Origin of the sequence: Aliivibrio sp. S4MY1, assembly GCF_028765545.1 — a bacterium.
Lineage (GTDB): Bacteria > Pseudomonadota > Gammaproteobacteria > Enterobacterales > Vibrionaceae > Aliivibrio.
This window is the reverse complement of the sequence record NZ_JARACP010000017.1, coordinates 23123-47227: the sequence shown is the minus strand read 5'-3', so window position 1 is coordinate 47227 and position 24105 is coordinate 23123. Positions and strand designations below refer to the sequence as shown.

At 39.1% G+C, this 24105-nt stretch carries 18 protein-coding genes; 11 read left to right on the top strand and 7 right to left on the bottom strand.

Annotated features, from left to right (window positions below):
• Positions 1–51: 51 nt before the first annotated feature.
• From hutU to PVK71_RS16730, 6 genes are all read left to right on the top strand, one after another.
• A complete protein-coding gene (hutU, locus tag PVK71_RS16755; RefSeq protein WP_274420227.1) occupies positions 52–1740 on the top strand; it encodes a urocanate hydratase in 1689 nt (562 codons plus the stop codon).
• Positions 1741–1842: 102 nt separating this feature from the next.
• The gene (gene hutH, locus PVK71_RS16750; protein ID WP_274420225.1) at positions 1843–3375 is read left to right on the top strand and encodes a histidine ammonia-lyase; all 1533 of its coding nucleotides are present in this window, start codon (positions 1843–1845) and stop codon (positions 3373–3375) included.
• A gap of 161 nt (positions 3376–3536) precedes the next feature.
• The gene (locus PVK71_RS16745) at positions 3537–4853 is read left to right on the top strand and encodes an MATE family efflux transporter (RefSeq protein WP_274420223.1); all 1317 of its coding nucleotides are present in this window, start codon (positions 3537–3539) and stop codon (positions 4851–4853) included.
• Positions 4854–4862: 9 nt separating this feature from the next.
• Positions 4863–5108: a DUF2164 domain-containing protein gene (locus tag PVK71_RS16740; protein WP_274420222.1), complete on the top strand. Its 246-nt coding sequence runs from the start codon at positions 4863–4865 to the stop codon at positions 5106–5108.
• A gap of 192 nt (positions 5109–5300) precedes the next feature.
• Entirely contained in the window at positions 5301–6929 is a 1629-nt protein-coding gene (locus tag PVK71_RS16735) for a methyl-accepting chemotaxis protein (RefSeq protein WP_274420221.1), read from the top strand.
• Positions 6930–7223: 294 nt separating this feature from the next.
• Complete coding sequence (locus PVK71_RS16730) at positions 7224–8852, top strand: methyl-accepting chemotaxis protein (protein WP_274420220.1); 1629 nt, start codon at positions 7224–7226, stop codon at positions 8850–8852.
• A 110-nt stretch (positions 8853–8962) separates the two neighbouring features.
• On the opposite strand, the gene copI is transcribed toward PVK71_RS16730, so the two are convergent.
• The 5 genes from copI to PVK71_RS16705 all read right to left on the bottom strand — a co-directional run bounded on the left by copI (position 8963) and on the right by PVK71_RS16705 (position 16015).
• Positions 8963–9484 (bottom strand): copper-resistant cuproprotein CopI, encoded by a 522-nt coding sequence (copI, locus tag PVK71_RS16725; RefSeq protein WP_274420219.1) that lies wholly within the window; start codon positions 9482–9484, stop codon positions 8963–8965.
• Positions 9485–9582: 98 nt separating this feature from the next.
• Positions 9583–12702, bottom strand: a complete 3120-nt coding sequence (locus PVK71_RS16720; RefSeq protein WP_274420218.1) for an efflux RND transporter permease subunit — start codon at positions 12700–12702, stop codon at positions 9583–9585.
• The gene (locus PVK71_RS16715) at positions 12699–14168 is read right to left on the bottom strand and encodes an efflux RND transporter periplasmic adaptor subunit (RefSeq protein WP_274420217.1); all 1470 of its coding nucleotides are present in this window, start codon (positions 14166–14168) and stop codon (positions 12699–12701) included. Before PVK71_RS16715 ends, PVK71_RS16720 begins: the two co-directional genes overlap by 4 nt.
• Before the next feature lie 10 nt (positions 14169–14178).
• Positions 14179–15513, bottom strand: coding sequence for a TolC family protein (locus tag PVK71_RS16710; protein WP_274420216.1), 1335 nt, complete (start codon positions 15511–15513; stop codon positions 14179–14181).
• Positions 15514–15625: 112 nt separating this feature from the next.
• Positions 15626–16015, bottom strand: a complete 390-nt coding sequence (locus PVK71_RS16705) for a hypothetical protein (RefSeq protein ID WP_274420215.1) — start codon at positions 16013–16015, stop codon at positions 15626–15628.
• 223 nt (positions 16016–16238) lie between these two features.
• Here PVK71_RS16705 and PVK71_RS16700 point away from each other — a divergent pair, with 223 nt between their 5' ends.
• Positions 16239–17264 (top strand): acyltransferase, encoded by a 1026-nt coding sequence (locus PVK71_RS16700; protein ID WP_274420214.1) that lies wholly within the window; start codon positions 16239–16241, stop codon positions 17262–17264.
• A 57-nt stretch (positions 17265–17321) separates the two neighbouring features.
• Here the strand turns inward: PVK71_RS16700 and PVK71_RS16695 are convergent, their stop codons facing one another.
• The gene (locus PVK71_RS16695; RefSeq protein WP_274420213.1) at positions 17322–18167 is read right to left on the bottom strand and encodes an alpha/beta hydrolase; all 846 of its coding nucleotides are present in this window, start codon (positions 18165–18167) and stop codon (positions 17322–17324) included.
• 206 nt (positions 18168–18373) lie between these two features.
• On the opposite strand from PVK71_RS16695, the gene PVK71_RS16690 reads away from it, so the two are divergent.
• The 4 genes from PVK71_RS16690 to PVK71_RS16675 all read left to right on the top strand — a co-directional run bounded on the left by PVK71_RS16690 (position 18374) and on the right by PVK71_RS16675 (position 23409).
• Positions 18374–19558 (top strand): NnrS family protein, encoded by a 1185-nt coding sequence (locus PVK71_RS16690; protein ID WP_274420212.1) that lies wholly within the window; start codon positions 18374–18376, stop codon positions 19556–19558.
• A 155-nt stretch (positions 19559–19713) separates the two neighbouring features.
• Complete coding sequence (nagE, locus tag PVK71_RS16685; protein ID WP_274420211.1) at positions 19714–21177, top strand: N-acetylglucosamine-specific PTS transporter subunit IIBC; 1464 nt, start codon at positions 19714–19716, stop codon at positions 21175–21177.
• A 221-nt stretch (positions 21178–21398) separates the two neighbouring features.
• On the top strand, positions 21399–22076 hold the full coding sequence (locus PVK71_RS16680; RefSeq protein WP_274420210.1) for a response regulator transcription factor: 678 nt from the start codon (positions 21399–21401) through the stop codon (positions 22074–22076).
• Positions 22057–23409, top strand: a complete 1353-nt coding sequence (locus PVK71_RS16675; RefSeq protein ID WP_274420209.1) for a sensor histidine kinase — start codon at positions 22057–22059, stop codon at positions 23407–23409. The genes PVK71_RS16680 and PVK71_RS16675 overlap by 20 nt, the downstream gene beginning before the upstream one ends.
• On the opposite strand, the gene PVK71_RS16670 is transcribed toward PVK71_RS16675, so the two are convergent.
• Complete coding sequence (locus tag PVK71_RS16670) at positions 23410–24024, bottom strand: DNA-J related domain-containing protein (RefSeq protein ID WP_274420208.1); 615 nt, start codon at positions 24022–24024, stop codon at positions 23410–23412.
• Between the last annotated feature and the right edge of the window lie 81 nt (positions 24025–24105).

The window sequence follows — 24105 nt, the reverse complement described above, 5'->3', positions numbered from 1 at the left end:
TTAATGTTAAAAAACAGTCACCAATACTATTAACTCGCAAGGAGAGCAACAATGACACATGCATCGCCATCTAACCCTAGATTGGATGAGACTCGTACTATTATTGCCCCAACAGGTACAAAACTCACTGCTAAATCTTGGCTAACCGAAGCCCCACTTCGTATGTTAATGAATAACTTACATCCAGATGTAGCTGAACACCCACATGCGTTAGTGGTTTATGGTGGCATTGGTCGTGCTGCACGAAATTGGCAATGCTATGACAAGATTGTCGAAGTGCTTACTCGCCTTGAAGATGATGAAACCTTAATAGTGCAATCAGGCAAACCCGTTGGTGTATTTAAAACTCACACTAATGCACCACGCGTGTTAATTGCTAATTCAAATTTGGTTCCTCACTGGGCCAATTGGGAACACTTTAACGAGTTAGATAAACAAGGGTTAATGATGTATGGTCAAATGACCGCTGGCAGTTGGATATACATTGGCTCTCAAGGCATTGTTCAAGGAACCTATGAAACCTTTATTGCAATGGCAAAACAGCATTTTGATGGCAAGGCTCAAGGTCGCTGGGTGCTAACTGGTGGGCTTGGTGGCATGGGTGGGGCTCAACCTCTTGCAGCAACCATGGCTGGTTTTTCTATGCTTGCGATTGAATGTGATGAATCTCGTATCGATTATCGACTCCGCACTGGTTATGTCGACCGTAAAGCCACCACATTAGATGAAGCCCTTGCCATTATTGAAGATGCAAAACAAACAGGAACACCAATTTCAGTGGGTTTACTCGGTAATGCCGCTGATGTTTACGCAGAAATTGTTCAACGCGGTATTGTGCCTGATGTAACAACCGATCAAACCTCAGCGCACGATCCTCTCAACGGCTATCTTCCTCAGGGGTGGTCAATGGAGCATGCTGCTGAAATGCGTTTAAAAGATGAATCAGTAGTCGTATCAGCGGCTAAAAAATCAATGGCAATTCAAGTTCAAGCTATGCTGGATTTACAAAAATCAGGCTCTGCAACTGTCGATTACGGTAATAATATTCGTCAAATGGCCTTAGAAGAAGGTATCGCCAATGCCTTTGATTTTCCGGGTTTTGTACCTGCTTATATTCGTCCGCTATTTTGTGAAGGGATTGGTCCTTTCCGTTGGGCTGCCCTTTCTGGCGATCCAGAAGACATCTATAAGACCGATCAAAAAGTAAAAGAACTCATTCCAGATAATCCACATCTGCACAACTGGCTTGATATGGCGCGAGAGCGTATTCAATTCCAAGGATTACCTGCACGTATTTGTTGGGTTGGCTTAAAAGATCGTGCACGTCTCGGTAAAGCCTTTAATGAAATGGTAAAAAATGGAGAGCTAAAAGCACCGATTGTCATTGGTCGAGATCATCTTGATTCAGGCTCGGTTGCCAGTCCAAACCGTGAAACCGAAGGCATGATGGATGGCTCTGACGCAGTATCTGATTGGCCACTATTAAATGCCTTACTAAACACGGCTTCGGGTGCGACTTGGGTATCTCTGCATCACGGCGGTGGTGTGGGTATGGGGTTCTCTCAACATTCAGGCATGGTGATCGTGTGTGATGGCAGTGATGATGCCGCTGAGCGTGTTAGTCGAGTACTTCACAATGATCCTGCCACTGGTGTTATGCGTCATGCGGATGCAGGCTATGACATCGCGATCAATTGTGCCAAAGAGCAAGGCTTAGATTTACCCATGCTATCTGAATAAAACTAATAGACATAAACTCTACATTTCAATTTTAAAAATAATTATAAAGAATACCAACCTAGCGACACGAGTTGGTATCACAACCATAACGAGAAACGAACTATGTATTCATTAGAAATTATTCCAGGCAAGTTATCTCTAAAACAATTACGTGAAGTTAGCCGTCAACCAACTCAACTGTCATTAAGTCCAGATGCATTGCCCGATATGCTGACCAGTGCCGAAGTGGTTGCTCAAGTGATCCGTGAAGATAAAACCGTCTATGGCATTAACACTGGTTTTGGCCTGTTGGCAAACACTCGAATTGCAGAAGAAGATTTAGAAACCTTACAACGCAGTATTGTTCTCTCCCATGCTGCTGGTATTGGGGAATTCATGAATGATGCCACCGTGCGCTTAATGATTACGCTTAAAGTAAACAGTCTTTCGCGTGGTTATTCTGGTATTCGCCCATCCGTCGTTAATGCATTAATGCAATTGGTCAATTCAGAGGTTTATCCGTGCATTCCTAAAAAAGGATCTGTGGGTGCTTCTGGTGATCTTGCTCCTTTAGCACACATGAGTACCGTTTTGCTAGGCGAAGGTGAGGCTCGTTATAAAGGTGAAGTAATTTCAGGACAAAGGGCTCTAGAAATAGCAGGATTAGAACCAATAACACTGGCACCAAAAGAAGGATTAGCACTACTTAACGGAACTCAAGCTTCTACTGCATTTGCTTTAGAAGGCTTATTTGCGGCTGAAGATCTTTACGCAGCAGCCACCGTGTGTGGAGCTATGTCTGTAGAAGCCGCACTCGGTAGTCGTAAGCCGTTTGATCCACGAATCCACCGTGTGCGTGGTCATCGTAGTCAAATGGATGCAGCTTTAGGTTATCGTCACTTATTAGGTCAAAGCAGTGAGATCGGTCTTTCCCATCAATGCTGTGAACGAGTACAAGACCCCTATTCATTACGCTGCCAACCCCAAGTTATGGGTGCTTGTTTACAGCAAATAAGAAATTCGGCAGACACACTAGAAGTAGAAGCAAACTCAGTATCTGATAACCCATTAGTCTTTGCCGATGATGGTGATATTATCTCTGGTGGTAATTTCCATGCCGAACCTGTTGCAATGGCAGCAGATAACCTTGCTTTAGCAATTGCTGAAATTGGCAGTTTGTCGGAGCGTCGAATGGCGCTTCTTATCGACAGCGGTTTAAGTAAACTCCCTCTATTTCTAGTTGATAATGGCGGTGTAAACTCAGGATTTATGATTGCTCAAGTTACTGCTGCCGCACTAGCTAGTGAAAACAAAAGTCTTGCTCATCCAGCCTCTGTTGATAGCTTACCGACTTCTGCAAACCAAGAAGATCACGTATCAATGGCAACCTTTGCCGGTCGTCGCTTAGGGGATATGGCTGAAAACACTCGCGGTATATTAGCGGTAGAGCTATTAGCGTCAGCACAAGGTCTCGATTTTAGAGCGCCAAATAAGAGTTCAGAACGTATCGAAGAAGCCAAAAGCATGCTACGTGAACGTGTCGATTTTTATGATAAAGATCGTTACTTTGCACCAGACATTGCCAAAGCAAACACCTTATTACTTGAGGCTAAATACAATATGTTAATGCCTGAATCCCTGCTTCCTAGCATCTAAAAGTAATAGGCATTATTCAAATAAACATAGCCACATTTTATTTATGATTAATAAAATGCGGCTATGACATAAACTCTTCTTCTATTCTCACTCATGCATTTGAGTCTTGCTCTATAATCAGTACAATGGCCGACCAATACTTTTAGAGCACCTTTTTAATCATGCCAAGTATTTCTCTCTCAAAACAGCTTTTTCAAATGACATGGCCAATGATGTTTGGTGTTCTTTCTCTAATGAGCTTTCAATTAGTTGATAGTGCCTTTATCGGCCAACTTGGCATACTTCCTCTTGCTGCCCAAGGCTTTACCATGCCATTGCAGATGGTCATTATTGGTTTACAAGTCGGCTTAGGCATTGCTACAACAGCCGTAATCGCACGAGTATTAGGCGCTCAACAAATTAAAAAAGCCAAGCAGCTTGCCGGATTAGTTCTCACTCTAGGCGCTGGTATGGTATTTATCATGTGCTTACTCATTTGGTTCTCTCGAGGTTTATTACTTAACCTATTGGGCGCAGAAGCCAATGTATTTCCCGTCATCGATAGTTACTGGCCAGTATGGTTAGCAAGTTGTTGGGCTGGTGCAATGATCTATTTTGCTTACAGTTTGTGTCGTGCCAACGGTGATACTAAACTACCGGGCTTAATGATGATGGCGACCAGTATCCTAAATATGATCCTTGATCCTATTTTCATCTTCCAATTTAACTTAGGCTTAAATGGTGCGGCTTGGGCAACGATAGTCTCTTTCACTATTGGTTTTTGTATCATTCTGCCCCCTATTTTTAAGCGTAATTGGATCTCTTTTTCATGGCACGATCTTAATATTCTGCAATCCATTAAAGAGCTAAACGCAGTAATGGCTCCTGCAATGATGAGTCAGTTACTGCCACCCCTCTCTTCTATGATGGCAACGAAAATTATCGCAGGTTTTGGGGCTGCTGCCGTTGCGGGTTGGGCGATGGCTTCTCGTATCGAATTCTTTGCTATTGTTGTCGTACTTGCTCTTACCATGTCTATTCCGCCAATGGTTGGTAGAATGTTAGGGGCTAAAGAGTTCGACGAGATTCAAAAACTAATCAAAATCGCGACTAAATTTGTTCTCTGTTGGCAAATTGGCCTTGCGGTTCTTCTGTTTATTATTGCCAAACCACTCGCAAGCCTATTAAGTACCGACAGCAATGTCATTGATGTTATTTACCATTATTTATTATGGGTCCCAATTAGCCTTGGCTCTTTAGGTATCTGCATGTTAATGGTGTCAACCTGTAACGCCCTTGGTGTGTCTATGCGCGCATTAGTGATTTCAATTCTCCGCCTGTTTATCTGTTTCTTACCTATGATATGGTTAGGCTCAAATTTATTTGGTTTACATGGCATCTTTATGGGTGCATTAATTGGCAATAGTCTCGCAGGACTCATGGCATGGGTCATGTATAATCAAGTGATTAATAAAATTCAAACAGACAATCAAAATTAAGGGAATACCATGAGCACAATGACTATACCTAAAAATAAACGTGATGAGCTTGTACAAAAATTCCAAGGTTATTTTGAACAAGAACTAGACACTGAACTTGGTCAATTTGATGGTGAGTTCTTATTAGATTTTATAATTAAGCAAGCGGGGCCGGTTTTTTACAATCAAGGATTGGCTGATGCTCAAACGATTATTGAGCGAAAAACACAAGATATTGCTGATGAAATCTATGAAATCGAAATGGCTGAAGATTAAGGGTAATTTCCTCTATTTCCAGCAACATTATTATTTAAAACAATAATGCAACCGGTAAATACATATTTAAGGACAATATTAATTATATTAATTTACATTTGCCATCGACAAAAGTGTGACAAAAGTCTAGAATTCGAGAATTAATAAATAAATTTCCTTTATTTCTCACTTTCTCAAATTTAAGAGGCTTTGATGCAATTTTCTTTAAAAAATACGTCAATACGTATTCAAGTTCTACTACCCGTAATTCTTACTGCACTAGCACTGTTCATTTCTTTAGGTTTTACTGCCTCTAGCCTTGAAAAAGAACAAAATATAATAGCAAGCAATACTGACTCTTTTGTCTTCTATAAAGACCAACTTGCAAAAGTTGATGATGAAGTATATCCCCTACGTATAAGCGCTGTTTATGCAATTTACGATACGGAGCGTCGTGCAAAATTCACGACTGAATTGCGAAACAAAGTAAATGACATCAATGCATTACTTGATGAGTTAGAAGCAAGAAAAACATTTGCTAAAGAAGTTAACCTCGTTCGCACTAACATCAATAACTACGTTCAGTTTTCACACCAGGTTATTGAATACTTAAATAAAAAAGAAAATGGTCAAACCGTTTCTCAAAGTTACGATACGCTTATCTCGCAATACCGAAATATTGGTAATAGCATGGTTTCTTCTATCAATACCCTTTCCCAACGTGTAAATGAGTTTTCTGATATCGCAATGAAAGAAAGCTATGAGAAAAACACTCAGGTTAAAACCACAGCAGGTTTGACTATTTTAGCTGTCTTTATTATATCGATGCTCACTGCGTGGTGGTTATCAGGTCTTATCGTAAACCCAATTAAAAAAATTCAATTAACTATCCGTCGCTTGGCTGAAGGTGATTTAACGGTTCGTGCCGATGCTGATGGCGATAATGAAATTGCTGTATTAAGTAAAGATATCAACACAACTGCAATTCAATTGCAGACCACTGTTGAAGCATTGTCTCGCATCAGCGAAGACGTAGCTGCCGCATCAACAGAGCTTGCTGCTGTTATGACGGAATCAGAAACTAACTCACAAAAAGAGTTAAGCGAGATTGAACAAGTTGCCTCTGCTGTTAATGAGCTATCAAGTACTGCTGATAATGTAAGTGACAATGCGTTGTCTGCCGATCAAACAGCCCGAGATACCAATGAGCTTGCTCGCTCTGGTTTAGATATTTTCACTCAAAGTAATCAAGCAAGCGAAGACATGGCAAACTCTTTAACTGATGCAGCAGTTGTGGTTAACCGCTTAAAAGAGCAATCAGAACAGATCAATAATGTGGTTGAAGTGATCCGTGGTGTTTCAGAACAAACTAACTTATTAGCCTTAAATGCTGCTATTGAAGCTGCTCGTGCGGGTGAATCTGGGCGTGGATTTGCAGTTGTTGCTGATGAGGTTCGTCTGCTTGCTGCTCGTACTCAAGAATCAACCAAAGAGATTCAAACTATTATTGAATCACTACAAGAGCAGTCAGGTTTAGCAAATGATAGTATGCAAACAAGTATCGATAAGCTTGAATTAAACAAAGAGTTAACCGCAAAAGCGGGTGATGCATTGGTCAGCATCACTGAATCAATTACTGCAATTAATGATATGAACACTCAAGTTGCTACTGCTGCCGAAGAACAATCTCAAGTAACTCAAGATATTAACCGTAATGTGGTGAATATGTCTGAGCTTGTAAATCAGAACGTAACAGGTATTAGCCAAAGTGCGAGTGCAAGTAACGAATTATCTAAATTGGCAGAACAACAAAAAGAGCAACTAGCATTCTTTAAGTTGTAATTTCCTCTAAAAATAAGCGGTAAGAGTATTTCTTATCGCCTATCCCTTCTTCACTTAAACCTTCAAGCTATAAATCTCTTATAAACCGACAACAATCATAACTAAAACCCATATAACAGAAGAGATAAATACATAAAACAAATAACACAAACATCAACCAATTTAAAAGCAAGTTAAAATACACATTTAGTTACAATTACTATCGACAGGAGTGTGATGTGAGTCTATATTTCGAGAAAATAACAAAAGTACACGAAATTGCACTGTACTTTCTAGAAATAACAAAGGCTGAAGATGAATTATTCACTTAAAAACACCTCTATACGCACCCAAATCTTACTTCCTGTTTTATTGACTGCATTAACTTTATTCGCCTCTTTATCATATACAGCTATTGCACTGGATATAGAACAAGACACAATTGCAGACAACACAGCCTCATTTATTTTCTATAAAGATCAATTAGCAAAAATTGATGACCAAGTATATCCATTACGCATTGGTGCTGTTTATGCCATTTATGATCCTGCTCGCCGTGATGCATTTTATAAAGAAATGCAATTAGAAATCGATACCGTTGAGCAACTACTTAGTGACATTACTCAAAAACAAACGTTCAGCTCTGATGCAGCCAAAGTTAACGAAAGTATGAGCGCTTATGTCGATTTTACAAAAAGAGTAATTAAGTACTCAGAAAGAAAAGAACAGGGCCTTCCAGTCACAGAAAACTACAATACATTAATCGCAAATTATCGTAAGACTGGTAATGACATGGTAGAGACAATTAATCATCTATCTGAAAAAATTAACCACTTTTCCGATGAAGTAATGAACGAAAGCTATGCAAAAAACAACCAAGTTAAAATGACAGCTGCCATTACAATTATTTCTGTGTTTATTCTTTCTTTACTAGCCTCTTGGTGGTTATCAGGATTAATCGTTAACCCTATTCAAAAGCTACAAACCATCATTCGTAAATTAGCTGAAGGTAACTTAACAGTACGTACAGAAGTTGATGGTGATAATGAAATTGCTCAACTAAGTAAAGATATCAATACTACCGCGATTCAACTTCAAAAAACCATTGAAGAGCTGAATAACATTAATGAAAGCGTGGCTTCTGCATCGACTGAACTTGCTGCTGTAATGAATGAAGCTGAGCTTAACTCTCAAAAAGAACTGTGTGAAATTGAACAAGTGGCTTCTGCGGTAAACGAACTATCTAGTACTGCTAACAACGTAAGTGATAATGCATTAGCTGCAGATAAAACCGCTCAAAACACCAGTGATTTAGCTAAAGCAGGCTTAGATATTTTTGCTCAAAGTACAGATGCAAGTGATAAAATGGCTATAGCATTAACGGATGCAGCCGTTGTTGTTAACCATTTAAAAGAACAATCAGAACAAATTAATAATGTCGTTGAAGTTATTCGTAGTGTCTCCGATCAAACTAACTTACTTGCATTAAATGCTGCAATTGAAGCAGCTCGCGCTGGCGAGTCTGGTCGTGGCTTTGCTGTTGTTGCTGATGAGGTACGTTTACTAGCAGCTCGAACTCAGTCATCAACTCAAGAAATTCAAACGATAATTGAAGCACTTCAAGAGCAATCTGGTTTAGCTAACGACAGCATGCAATCCAGTCTTGATATGTTAGAGCTAAATAAAGAGCTAACGGCAAAAGCAGGCGATGCGTTAATTGGTATTACTGAATCAATCAATGCCATTAACGACATGAACACTCAAGTTGCGACGGCAGCCGAAGAGCAATCGCAAGTAACTCAAGATATTAATCGTAACGTCGTTAATATGTCTGAATTAGTGAACCAAAACGTCACAGGCATCAGCCAAAGTGCTATTGCAAGTTCAGAGCTGTCTCGACTAGCTGAAGAGCAGAAACAACAGCTGTCATTCTTTAAGTTATAGTTTTTCTCTTCATAAAAGAAAGCGGTAAGACCACCCACCTTACCGCTTTTTCATATTATGCAGGTAATACCTATTCCACTAATTATCTGATCTATTTAGTGGCATTGATATTACAATGTAATTTTTTTCACCATACCTGCTTCTGCATGCCCTGGAATATTACATGCAAATCCCACATTCTTATCACCATGAAAATGCCAAATAATTTGTTTTGCCTTTCCTGGCTTAACAGTTACTGTACTACCACTGTCATGTGCGTGACCCGATGTCATCTTCTTCATCATCTCACGATGTTCTAATTGCTCTTTTTCATTACCAATTGCAAATTCATGATCAATTTTCCCTGTATTCATAATAACAAATTGGACAATATCATTAGGTTGTATATCGACTTCTTTCTTAAAGGTAATTTTCATATCATCTGATAAAATCACATGCACAACTTTATCTGGTTTCATGCCTGTTGCAGGCATACCTACTGCGTTCATCTCTTTCATCGACATGCTGTCTATCTTACTCATGTCCATGCTTTTCATATCCATTGAGCTATGATCCATTTTACTGTGGTCCATTTCTGCCATTGCTGAGCTTGCGAGTAATGATAATGCGATTGCTAATACTGTCTTTTCCATATTATTTTCCTTCTTATTTCTTAATTGATATATGGCTTACTACCTATTTCGTAAGCCATTAATAATGGGTTTGAGCACCAATAAAAATGCTATAAACCTTATTTACACTGCGATTGTTTCCATAATTTAAATACAGCGGGCAATACAAGTAGCGTTAATAACAAAGCTGACGCCATACCTCCAATCATTGGAGCCGCTATTCGTTGCATCACTTCAGAACCAGTGCCTGAACCATACATAATTGGGATTAAACCGATAATCACGGTTAATACCGTCATCATTACCGGACGTACCCGTAAACCAGCGCCATCCTCAATTGCATGAGTTAAATCTTGCTGAGTTAATGCGCTGTTTAGTTCTTGGACTGCGATCTGCTTTTCATGCCATGCCTGATTCAAATAAACCAACATGATCACGCCAATTTCAACAGCGACACCGGCCAATGCAATAAAGCCAACACCAACGGCAATTGAGAAATTAAAATTAAGTAAGTGCATCAACCAAAGTCCACCAACCATTGCTAACGGTAGTGTCCCCATGATAATTAACACTTCACCAAATCGTCTAAAACTCAGATACAGAAGCAGCATAATGATGCCAATCGTAATTGGGACAACTGTGGTTAGACGTTCTTTAGCACGCTCCATATATTCATATTGCCCAGACCATCCCAAAGAATAACCAGCAGGAAGATCCAGTTGGTCATGTACTGCTTGTTGTGCTTCATGAACGTATGAACCAAGATCCCTTCCATCAATATCAACAAATACCCAGCCATTTGGACGTGCATTTTCAGTTTTGATCATTGGTGGCCCATCTTCATAACGGATCTCCGCCACATCACCTAGAGCAATTTGAGCTCCACTTGATGTAATAAGAGGTAAGTTTTGTAATTTAACGACTGAGTCTCGATATGATTGCGGATATCGAACGTTAATTGGATAACGCTCTAGGCCTTCGATGGTTTCACCAACATTCATCCCACCAACGGCTGTTGATATAACTTGCTGAATATCTTTAATATTTAGTCCATATCGAGCTGCTTGACGACGTTTAATATCAATCGTGACATAACGACCGCCAGCAACCCGTTCAGCGTAAACAGAAGTTGTTCCTTGAATATTATTTAAAATCGGTTCTAACTCAGCACCTATCTTTTCAATTACGTTAAGATCGGGGCCTGCTACTTTTATTCCGATTGGTGTTTTAATCCCTGTCGCCAGCATATCGATACGAGTTTTAATCGGCATGACCCATGCGTTTGTAATTCCGGGAAATTGAATCAGTTGGTCTAGCTCATTTTTAATTGATTCAGTTGTGACGCCGTCACGCCATTCATTTTTGGGTTTAAACTGAATCACCGTTTCGATCATTGTTAAAGGTGCAGGATCCGTTGCCGTCTCTGCTCGACCAATTTTTCCCCACACGGTATCTACTTCAGGTACAGTTTTGATTAGCTTATTGGTTTGCTGCAATAGTTCACGCGCTTTACCAATGGATATGCCGGGATAAGTCGTGGGCATATACATTAAATCCCCTTCATCTAATGGAGGAATAAACTCACTCCCCATCTTAGATATTGGATAATAAGCGGAGCCCATTAGCACCATAGCAACAAGTAACATCGTTTTAGGGAAACGCAAACTCACATTAAGTAACGGTCGATATAATGAAACCAATGTTTTATTAATCGGGTTCTTACGCTCAGGTAAGATCTTTCCGCGTACAAAATACCCCATTAATACGGGTACCAATGTAATCGCTAAGCCAGCAGATGCAGCCATCGCAAAGGTTTTAGTAAAGGCTAACGGAGAAAACATTTTTCCTTCTTGCCCTTCAAGAGCAAATACAGGTACAAAGCTTAACGTTATGATAAGTAATGAGAAAAATAATGGAGGACCAACTTCTTCTGCCGCTTTACCAATCACTTGCCAACGGTTTTTATCTGTTAATGGCGTTTTCTCTATATGTTTATGAACGTTTTCGATCATTACGATCGCTCCGTCCACCATTGCGCCTATTGCTATCGCAATACCACCTAAAGACATGATATTGGCGTTAATACCTTGCCAATGCATGACGATAAAAGCACTCAAGATCCCAACAGGTAAACTTAATGCGATAACCAATGAAGAACGTATATGAAATAGGAACAGAGCACAAACAATGGCAACAACGATGAACTCTTCAGCTAATTTCTCCCACAGGTTCTTCACGGCGTGATCGATTAATGTTGAGCGATCATAAGTGGCTTTTATTTCAACACCATCTGGTAAACCCTTTTGAAGTTGAGTTAACTTTTCTTTCACGTTAGCAATAACTTCACTGGCATTCCTACCAAATCGCATCACAATCACACCACCAACGGCTTCACCTTCGCCGTTAAACTCAGAGATCCCTCGGCGCATTTGTGGGCCTAGATTAATATCCGCAATATCACCTAATAACAGTGGTGTACCTTTATCTGTTACTTTTAGTGGTAAGGATTGAATATCCTCAATACTGCTTAAGTAACCTGATGTACGTACCATATGTTCAGCTTCTGCAATCTCAACAACAGACGCGCCAGCTTCTTGATTTCCCTCTTTGATGGCTTTATTAACCTGTTGCAAGGTTAAGTTATAGGCTCTCAACTTATCAGGATCAATTTCAACCTGATACTGCTTTACCATTCCGCCTACCGTAGCGACTTCCGATACACCATCAACCGTTTGCAATTCATATTTTAAAAACCAGTCTTGTAAACTGCGCAGTTCTGCAAGATCATGTTGACCGGTTTTGTCTTGTAATACATAGCTATACACCCAACCTACACCAGTAGCGTCTGGCCCTAATGTGGGTTTTGCTTCTGCTGGTAACTTAGGTGCAACTTGACTTAAATACTCTAAAACACGCGAACGTGCCCAGTACATGTCAGTATCATCGTTAAAAATAATATATACGTAAGAATCACCAAAGAATGAATAACCTCGAACCGTCTCAGCTCCGGGTACAGCTAACATGGCCGTCGTTAAAGGATAAGTCACCTGATCCTCCACCACTTGTGGTGCTTGTCCTGAATAACTTGTTTTGATGATCACCTGTACATCTGAAAGATCCGGCAAAGCATCAACAGGCGTATTCTTTACACTGTAAATTCCTGCAACAACAAGGGCAAAGGTAGCAACTAAAACTAAAAAACGATTTTTAATAGACCAACGAATAATGGAAGGGATCATAGTGCTTCCCCTTCTTTTTCAATGTCTAATAATTTGAATTCATCATTGTCTCTCTGTACTAAAAACTGAACTGATTCACCTTCACGAAATGAGGAAAGATCAATCCCCTCCTCAACTGAGAAATTCATTTCCCCTGCTTTCCAATCCCATTGTGAAACAGCTTTATGCTCAAAAGTCACCATCCCAAAATCAGCCATTAACATAGTGATATCACCCGATATCCAAATACTGTTTTCAGGGCCATTGATACGACTTAATTCTGCGGTTTTGCTTGACTCAGAATCCAATAAGAATTGAGCAGATGTCACTACTTTATCGTTTTCTTTCAATCCTTTAACAACTTCTGTCTTATTCCCTGCTTCTCGTCCTACCACAATTCGAGCAGAACGATATTTACCATTTCCCTCATCTAATACAACGCGTGTCATACCGCCAGCACGAATAACAGACTGACGCGGAATCGTTAATACTTCCTCTTTGGTTTTAGGTTGTATGGTTATATTGGCAAACATATTTGGTTTTAATGCACCATCTTGATTATCAAACTTCAAGCGCATACGCATAGTACGTGTTTTTGGATCTAAAATGGGATAAACATAATCCACTTCACCTTCCCATGTTTTTCCAGGAACCGCATCCAATGTCATTACTGCTTTATTACCTGAAGATAACCAATGAGCTTGACGTTCAAATACTTCGGCATCAACCCATACGTCCTCTAATGGGCCAGCGGTTATCACGATTTGTGAAGGTGATAAATACCCCCCTTCACGAATATTAAGACTCGCAATCACACCATTTGAAGTTGCTTTTATCTCTATGTTTTTATTCGCTTTACCGGCTCTAACAATAGAGTTAATTTGGACTTTATCAACACCTAATGAATACAAACGCTCTCGAGCGCCTTTTACTAATCCTTTACGTCCTGTTCGATACGCATTCAATAACTCTTCTTGAGCTTTAACTAACTCTGGAGAATAAAGCGTAAATAACACATCGCCTTTATTTACTCTCTCACCAATCGCGTTAATGTTAAGTTTTTCAACCCAACCTGCAGCTCGTACGTTCACTTGCCATAATTTACTTTCATCAAAAGCAATGTAACCTACGGTATCGATATTTGGTGAAAGAATGGTTTTCTCTACAAATGCGCTTTTCACTCCAAGATTATTAACCACACTTGGGTCAATCGTAACTGTCCCTACAGGTGATTTATCTCCTTTAGCATCATCAGTATATACAGGAACCAAATCCATACCCATTGGTGATTTACCGGGTTGATCTCGACGGTAATTTGCATCCATCGGAGCTACCCAATACAAAGGCTCATTATTCGAACTGGCTGATATACTATCGGAATTCATCGACACCATGTCCATTGAATGCGCTGAATATAAGTTCATGCTTCCAGCACCAATAACACCGCCAATAACCACCGAAAGCGCGACAATTTTTAATGATTTCATGTTTTATTCCTTAATACTTAGACGGTGACACTTGTGGAGCAGATACGTGATAATTAAAACCGTTTAGATAAAAAGCCAAATTACTGTTTGTTTTATCTAAATCACTCATTAACCGTTGTTTTTCTAACTCTAAACTCAGCTCATCATTAGAGGCTAAAATGACATCGTTAAATTGTGCGGTATTATTTTCATACCCTCGCTCAACCGCTTTTGTTCTCTCCTTTGATTGAGGTAATAACGTTTCATCATAACGAGTAAGACGCTGCTCTAAATTACTTTTATCCACTAATAATGCGTTCACTTTCGCGTTCATTTGACGCAATAACACATCACGTTGTGATTTCGCTGACCCCACTTGATACTGAGCAGCGGCATAATTTTGGTCTTGTCGTTTATCTGTAAATAAGGGAATGTCCATGGTGACATAAGCGCTAACTAAATCTGATGCTGGTTGACCTCCCATACCATTAGCTTGACGATAGGCATACATCACTTCTACACCGAACTGAGGCGAATAAGATTCATCAGCAATATCAACTTTTGTTTTGGTTGCAACAATGGCCAATTCGCTCATTTTTATGGTTGGATTGTTTTTTAATAATTCATAAAAATCAGTAGTTTTATGGGTATTTGTCGCTAGAATTTGCTCTAAATAATCCCATTTAAGAGGCTTAATTTTATTTAACTGTTGTTGTGATAGATTCGGTAACCATTCCGTTAACTGTGCATAAATTCGCTCTTGAGATTGCTTGTTGGTTTGCACTCTTTCATCTAAGCGAGTAAGTTGCAATTGCGCTTGCAATAAATCTTGGCTCTCACTTTTAGCAATGGAATAATTAGTACTAATATAAGATTCCATCTCGCTCAGCAAACGACGATTTTCATGCAAGATCACTTCGGCTTTTTGTAAAAAACCAAGTTCAATCCATAGCTGACTAATTGCATTGGCAACGTCGAGTTCACGAACTTGCACTTGCATCGCTAATACATCCGCTTGTTGCCCCATTTGTTTTTGCTGTAAATCCAAGCTCGATCCACGGCCAAATTTCTGCATTAATCCTACAGAGATATTCGTCATTGGATCTTCATCAAACTTAAAGCTATCAACAGGTAAACCGCCAAATCCTACTTTTAATGTTGGATCTGCCAATGTTGAGCTAGCAATACCTGTCGCTCGCATCGCCTGAGATTGCTCATATATTTGCTCTCTGCTCGCATCAGAGGATAACGCTTGTTCAATTAGTTGCGTTAACTGGTTCTCCGCCATCGCTTGATGAGATAACACCACTGAAATAGCAGAAACCAACCACGCTTTTTTAAAACGTATAAGTCGTAATTTTTTCATGAGTTTATTCCAATAATGACGTGACCCAATAAGCAGATCACCGCCATAATTAAACCGATAAATATAGATAAAAAACTATTTAGCTAATTGATTTAATGAGTTTTAATTGGAATTAAAGAATTGGAGGTCGAAATAAAGAGGAGGAAATAAATGAGCGAGGCAGCTCATTGTATTGAGGATAGTGAACTGCCGATACTGTTGAGTTTATATAAGCATGTAAATTTGAAGGCAAAGCGAAAACAGAAGCAATACAAACCGTCTTACAGCAAGTTTCCCCTTTATCTGAACAATGATGAACGGAATTCATTGTCATCGTGTTCATATTACAGTCTGTAGTGTCACTTTGTGTTGAATGACAATCTGACGCCATCATCTCTTGATGTTGTGCCATATCCATCTTCATCACTTCCATTTTCATCGGGTAGCTGTAAGCAACACTTGATAGCACTAATGCTATCAGCGTAACGCTCGTCACTAACCATTTAGAAAAAGAAGTAATCACAAATAAACACTCAATATTATAGAATTAACTTAATACTAAGGCTTCCACTTAGGGGAAGGTCAATGCGTTTATCAAATAAATTCATTTTTAAAAGTAAAGGTTATATGTGAAAGCAATCTCAATTTCGTAAACATCTTACGTTCAACCACTACAAAATTAATCTATCTCATATTTTATTCAAAAACAGATTGGTAGATTGTCGAAAAATTTATTGGTACTCATTATGGAAAATTCAAATAAAATCGCAAGCTTAGAGCTAGGACGCCTTCTCGCTATGTTCGCGATCATCGCTTTGCACTCACAAGTTTTCATGACTTATCTACTTATGGATGACTTCCCAGTTTTCGGCAATATATTTAACCAGCTAACCCGTTTTGCGGTTCCTTTCTTTTTCATTTTATCTGGTTATTTTATTCAACCTAAATTAACGCATGCTCCTTTAAAAACAATTCAATCTTACTGTGCGCCTTTATTGAAAATATGGATAGTATGGAGCATGTTGAGTTTAGCTTTGCCTTTTCATTGGAGAAAAGTCGCTGAAAATGGGTATCTAGCAGAGCGCACGGGGTACTGGAATTGGTTAACGCAGAACCCATTAAACGCTTTGTTTGAAGGTGGTATGGTGCACTTATGGTTTATCCCCGCCCTTATTATCGCAGTGTCTATTATTGGGTTACTCGTTCACTTTAAAAAGGCGACATGGCTTATCCCTGTAGCTGTGACCTTATATGTATACGGCCTTGCTGGCGGTAGCTATCAAACGCTTACAGAAGTTTGGACTCCATTTTTTACTCGAAATGGTCCTTTCTTTAGTACCTTAATGGTGGTCATTGGGTTTGAATTAAGAAGAAGAGACATTACCCTTTCATCAACTAATGCTATGATCTTATTACTGGTTGGTTTTACTATTCATTTTAGCGAGGCTTATTGGTTGACTCAGTTTGATGTGCCTTTTAATTTACATGACTTTTTAATCGGTACACCTTTAATTGGAATTGGCGTATTTTTCCTATTGTTATCCAAACCACAACTTGGACATCACCCTATCACTTTCACATTAAGTAAGCATGTGTTGGGCATTTACGTCTGTCATTTGCTATTTGTGGTCGTGTTCTTAAATATCACCGCAATGATGGAGATAACATTAGCAATGCGAGATTTTGTCATTGTATTTGGCACCGCAACCGTATCTACATTGTTTGTTTTGATCATGGATAAAACACCATTTAAACGAATTTTATTCAGATAATAAAAAAGCCGATGCATACTTCAATTCTATGCATCGGCTTCAACATTACTTTATTATTTATCTTAACGCATCAAAGGCTTTTTTAGCCTCATCACTTGCCATTACACGTCCATGACCCAAACCTATTGTTGGATATAAAGTTACTCTTTTAATTTGATCCGATGCCGCTTTTGAAAGCTCAAAGCTAGTAAAACGATCTTCTTTATCATGTACGATTATCGTCTGAGTTTCTCTTTGTTGTAACCGTTGATATGGGTTAAAACTGTCGATGGTTCTCTGATATTGATCTTCAATATCTCCAACAATGGCTGTAAATAATTTCATTGAGTAACCTGAGCGCTCAATGCTATTAAACAAATTCTCTGTATAGTTCAAAACGGGGGCAATCAAAAGCAAGGGAGTCTGTTCTAATTTGTAATGATGGCATTCTAATACTGCTGCCGTCCCCATACTATGGGCCACTACACCCACCACATCATCACAAGAATCCAATATCGCATTTAACCCTTCAATAAACGCAGGTAAATGAGCATGTTTTCCCTCACTTCCACCATGAGCGGGATGATCAAAAGCAACGGCAGTAAAACCTTGAGAAGCAATATATTCCATTAACGGATAAAACTGACTCGAATTCCCAGACCAGCCATGGGCCAATACCCAAGTCGGTCCAGAACCAAGCTGATAAAGGCTAAGTTCTCCTTCAGATGAGTTTAACTTACTCTTTATTAACCCTTCTGGTTCAGAGTTTTTTGGTTTAGTTCTTACAGGGGTTAATAGTAATTTACGCCCCATCTTCTTCGCGTGACTTGGAATTAATAAGTGATGCAAACGCGTTACTGCATTTAAAGTACTGCGTTTAAAGCTAAACTTGTTCTCTGTACCAAAGTAAATTTCCTGACTCATGAGTACGTCCATTTATATTTTTTATCTGTTCATCTTAACTAAAGTACTCTCTTTGTCGATAAATGACTTTAAAATTTAACAATTAGATCACAATCTCTATTGTGTAATCTAAAAATACACCCGCAATATAACATGCATAAAAAATACATGTTATTGGATTTTATTTCAGTTATACTTATTTTGTCCTTACGAATTGAGAAAATCTTATGATGAATATTACAGATAAAGCTGTCGAAGAAAGAATTCCACCTATACTGCGTTTAGGGTTTCGACCGTTTTTTTTATTAGGTAGTATCTATGCCATTATTGCTGTCACTGTATGGGTTTGGGCATTTCAAACAGGCCAACCTACCTACCTAAACGTGCCTGCTCTTTGGTGGCACGTACATGAAATGTTGTTTGGGTTTTCAATGGCTATTGTTGCTGGTTTTGTGTTAAGCGCTGTTCAAAATTGGACAGGAGTTAAAGGAACTTCAGATAAACGTCTCGGGTTCATTGTCTTATTATGGCTGTTACCAAGAGTGTTATTCTGGACTTCAGCACCACTCTGGCTAATATCAAGCATAGAGGCACTATTTATACTCGCAATTGCTTATGAAGTAGGTTTTCGCGTAATCAAAACTACAGGGGTGAGAAACTTCTTTTTTATTCCATTATTTTTAGTCGCAATTGCTGCCAATTTCGCCAGTTACGCTACGATTAAAGGCATGCCGCCATTTACTTCTGCTGCGGTTTGGGAATCTATGCTTTGGTGGTTTACGCTATTAATTTCAGTAATGGGCGCTCGTGTTATACCTTTCTTTACTGCACGTCGCTTTCAATTTGAAAAAGCTCAGCCTATTCTTTGGTTAGATGCGTTATGTAATATACCATTAGCTATGCTGTTTATTTTGAGCTTCTTCTCTTTAACCTCAGAGCAAGTAAGTCCATATTTAATGATCATTGCTGGCGTTGCTCAGTTAATCCGAATGATCCGTTGGAAAGGATATAAAACACTGAGTGAACCGCTGGTTTGGTCTCTTCACGTTGGTTATCTTTGTATCCCTTTTAGTTTATTGTTACGTGGCTTAAGCACCGATTACTTTATCTCTCATACAGGAATTCATTTATTTGCTATTGGTGCATTAGGCGGCGTTATTTTAGCTATGATAGCTCGTGTGACTATGGGACATACTGGCCGCGAAATCTACAAAGGTCCATCTATGGGACTGGCTTATAGTGCAATCATCTTAGCGGCGTTTATCCGTTCATTTGGGGTTATTTTGTTTCCTCAATATATGATGGAGTTAATCAACATCACTGCTGCTCTTTGGGCTATCGCATTTGGTTTATTTGTTTGGTATTTTGCTCCTATGCTATGGTCAAAACGCGTAGATGGGCACCCGGGTTAATTTACTTCTCGAATTAATTAGATCTCACTCACAATTTGATTCTTAAAGTGCCAACATTAACTATAGTTAATGTTGGCACAATCTTTCCTTAATCTTCCCCTCTGTATCCTTACCTTAAATTAAAAAATACAAAATTTTACTTTAAGGAATACAATATGAATGTATTAGGTTACATGCAAAAAGTAGGTAAAGCGCTGATGGTTCCTGTCGCTACGCTTCCTGCTGCCGCGATATTAATGGGTGTTGGTTACTGGATGGACCCAACGGGTTGGGGTGCCAACAGCGTATTCGCTGCGTTTTTAATTAAATCAGGCGGAGCTATCATTGATGTGATGCCAATGCTCTTTGCCATTGGTGTGGCGTTTGGTTTAAGTAAAGACAAAAACGGTTCCGCGGCACTCGCTGGTTTCATTTGTTTTACCGTTGTTACTACCCTTCTTTCTCCTGCGGTTGTAGCCCAGCTTGAAAACATCCCTTTAGATCAAGTTCCTGCGGCGTTCGCTAAAATCAACAACCAGTTCATCGGTATTATTGTTGGTATTATTTCTGCTGAAATTTACAACAAGTATTCTACGGTTGAGCTACCAAAAGCATTAGCTTTCTTTAGTGGTAAACGTCTAGTTCCAATCTTGACATCAATTGCAGGTATGGCTCTATCATTCGTACTTCTTTACGTATGGCCTGCTATTTTTGATGCACTAATCTCGTTTGGTACTCAACTTCAATCAATGGGTGCGGTAGGTGCAGGTCTATTTGGTTTCTTTAACCGTTTAATGCTAAGTGTTGGTATGCATCATGCGCTTTACCCTGTGTTCTGGTTTGATGTTGTGGGTATTAACGATATTCCAAACTTCTTAGGTGGTGCGCAATCTATCGCTAATGGCACTGGTATTCCTGGTCAAACCGGCATGTACCAAGCGGGTTTCTTCCCTATTATGATGTTTGGTCTTCCTGGTGCTGCACTTGCTATTTATCACTGTGCAGAGAAGCGCAACAAAGCCGCGGTATTCTCTATCATGCTTGCAGCAGCAATGGCGTCATTCTTTACAGGTATCACTGAACCACTAGAATTCAGCTTCATGTTCCTTGCTCCGTGGTTATACCTGATTCATGCAATCTTAACGGGTCTATCTCTATTTATCGCTGCAAGCATGGAATGGATGGCTGGTTTTGGTTTCTCTGCAGGTCTTGTTGACTTTGTTCTTTCAAGTCAAAACCCACTAGCTGTAAAATGGTACATGTTGATCCCACAAGGTCTTGTATTCTTTGTTCTTTACTACACTATCTTTAGATTCGCGATTAAGAAATTCAACTTCTTAACTCCTGGTCGTGGCGAAGATATGAATAAAGATGACTCTGTAGAAGAAAATATTACTGATGTAACGAATGCCTACATTGAAGCCATTGGTGGTGCAGACAATATTCTAGAAGTAGATAACTGTATTACTCGCCTACGTTTAACAGTAAAAGACTCTGGCCTTGCTGACAAAGATAAACTGAAATCAATTGGTGCAGCAGGTGTGGTTCCAATGGGTAAAGGTGGCTTACAAGTTATCATTGGTTTAGGAAAAGTTGATAAAGTTGCTGCCGAAATGAAAGTAATTTTAAAAGCAGAATAGCAATCTAATTAAGTACGAACCATATTTAGTTAAATTGGTATAAGTCCCATAATATTCGTACCAGATATTATGGAGTACAACTCAAGAGTCTTAATTCTTCCCCCTTTAAGACTCTTTATGATGTATTCCTATTTCATTTAATAACTCTTTTTCATTATTTATTTATCTAATTCCACTTCTTTCTTGTTACACTAAATTAATCAAATAGTTGAGATAGATTTATGAAAATACTGGTTATAGAAGATGATCAAACTACTCGCGATTTCATTGCTAAAGCTTTAGAGCAAGAAGGCTTTATTGTCGATAGCTCAGGCGATGGTAAAGAAGGCTTAATGATGGCAATTAGCTGTGAATATCAGTTAATTGTGTTAGATCGCATGCTTCCTAACCTTGACGGCTTAAAAATCTTATCTGCCATTAGAGCGACGGACAACAATACCCCCGTTCTTATTCTTAGCGCACTAGATAGCGTAGACCAGCGTGTTGAAGGTTTAACCGCGGGCAGTGATGATTATCTAACTAAACCTTTTGCTTTGGCAGAATTGCTAGCACGTATTAATATTATTCTTCGTCGTAATCGTCCAGTTGAGAATACGTTGAATGAAATACAAATAAACAATCTAACTATTAATCTTCGCTCTCAAAAAGTCACGATAAATAATTCCCCTATCGCATTACAAAATAAAGAATTCATTTTACTTCGCTTTCTTGCTGAGCATGTTGATGAAGTTGTCTCTCGTATGCGATTATTTGAAGCGGCGTGGGATTATCATTTTGATCCTAAAACCAACGTCATTGATGTTCATATCGCTAAATTGCGTAAAAAGCTAGAACACGGTGGCGCAGTAAACCTGATCGAAACAGTACGTGGAGCAGGTTATGTTATTAGACAAGCGTGATGAACTCTATCGTTCATCCATCTTAAAGCTATTAATCTGGTTTGCGGTTGGCTTATTCTTGATGATGGCGTTATTGCTATATCAACTTTATTCAACCTCTTTACACTTATACAGCCAAAACCTTGATGAATGGTTACGTGGAGAAACTTCACAACTTCAAGCTATCGCAAGTGCAGAAGGCATTGAGGCTGTTCAGCAAAGCATTAATAATAGCAAAGAAAGTAATCGTTATATTTACCATATTGCCAATCATGCAAGTCCTTCACCAACAGACACTTCAGCAACGTCCTACCCTGTTATTGCTCAAATAAAACAATATCAAGCCTATAAGGATTTACCCAATATGCGGGCAACGACAGTTGAGCTTCCTGATGGTTCTGAATTAATTATAGGTATTGATCAAGAGCGTTATTTAAGCTTTAAAAAGAAGCTAGACTCCTCTGTTATTTGGGGTACTTTTTTCCCCTTTATCGCTTTATGCTTAATCGCAATCCTAATTGCCGTATACATTCTTAAACGATTAAACCTTGTTAATCAAACCATGAACCGAGTGATGCTAGGTGAGCGCAACGTTCGTTTAAAAGTGGGCCCAGACATGAATGAATTTGATTTATTGGCTCTGCATTTAAATAATATGCTAGAGCAAATGGAACAGAGTGAATCTAAACTTAAATCATTGACTGTCGATATTGCTCACGATTTAAGAACCCCAATGGGACGCATTAAGTTACGTATTGAAGACCTTTTATATGATAATACCGTAAGCGATTATCATCAGGATAAATTAGAAAATATACAATCTGATTTTTCCCTTCTGCTTGATACTTTCAATGGCATGATGGAGTTATATCACTTAGAAAATGGCGGAACTCCCGTTAATAAACAGCAGTGTGAGCTAAGTAAAATAGTTCAAGACGCCATTGAATTTGCAGAGCCTACCGCATTAGACAAACAACAAAAGTTATATTTGACCATAGAGATGCTCTGCCCCTTATACGCTAACCCAAGCCTGCTTTTTCGTGCTGTATTTAATATCATCGACAATGCGATTAAATATACCCATGAAGGCGGAGTAATCGAAGTTATCGTTGATTGCTTTGGTGTCGTTGTTGCTGATAATGGTATGGGAATAAAACCAAAAGACAGAGAGCGAGCGTTAGATCAATTAGTGCGTTTAGATCCTAGCCGAACAGAGCATGGCTTTGGTTTAGGCCTTGCTCTGGTAAAAACAGTAATGAAGATACACAATGGAAAGATCAGCCTAAGTGACAACTACCCAGGCCTACGAGCACGCTTACTATTTGATGACACCGTAAAGAGCACTCATAAATGATTAACGCAGTACATTCCAAGCTTCACACATTACTCTAAACTTATCAGCATTACCTGTTACTCTGTCTGGATGATGTTTCATCGCCAATTTTCGCCATTGCTTTCGAATATCTTTTGCAGTGGCGCTTTCTGACAAACCAAACAATTTTAACGCCTGAATCCGATCAATTGAGGTAATAGCACTAGAACCACCTAAATAACGACGATAGTTACTCCAAAATTCATTCAATAAACGCTTAACTTCGTCTTCTTCTACTTGATAATTTGTCCACTCTAAATAATATTCTCGAAGTGGATGTGTGGTATCAATAGCGTATGTTGAACCTTCTGTTTCTGCTACTAAAAACAGTTGTATATTCATGGCTTCGACTTGCAACCATTGTTCAGGATACAACTCAGTTTGAAGTTGATATAGGGCATTCATGATCAAAAAATTACGCTTAAACAGATCTTTATCTGGGCTTTCATCAAGCTGTGTTAATAAGCCTTTTTCGATCAAATGCGAAGATAGCGTATGAACTTTCCATTCTTGCCCTGCTTCTTGTAATACCTCAAACAACGGCCATACCAATGGATTTTCAAACTGGCCGTCTGATTTATCTAAATGCCTATCCATTACTTCTTATGCCTCATTCGTTCAATTAACATAATAATCATAAAAAATGGCAGCCATTTCTGACTGCCATTTATTCACAAA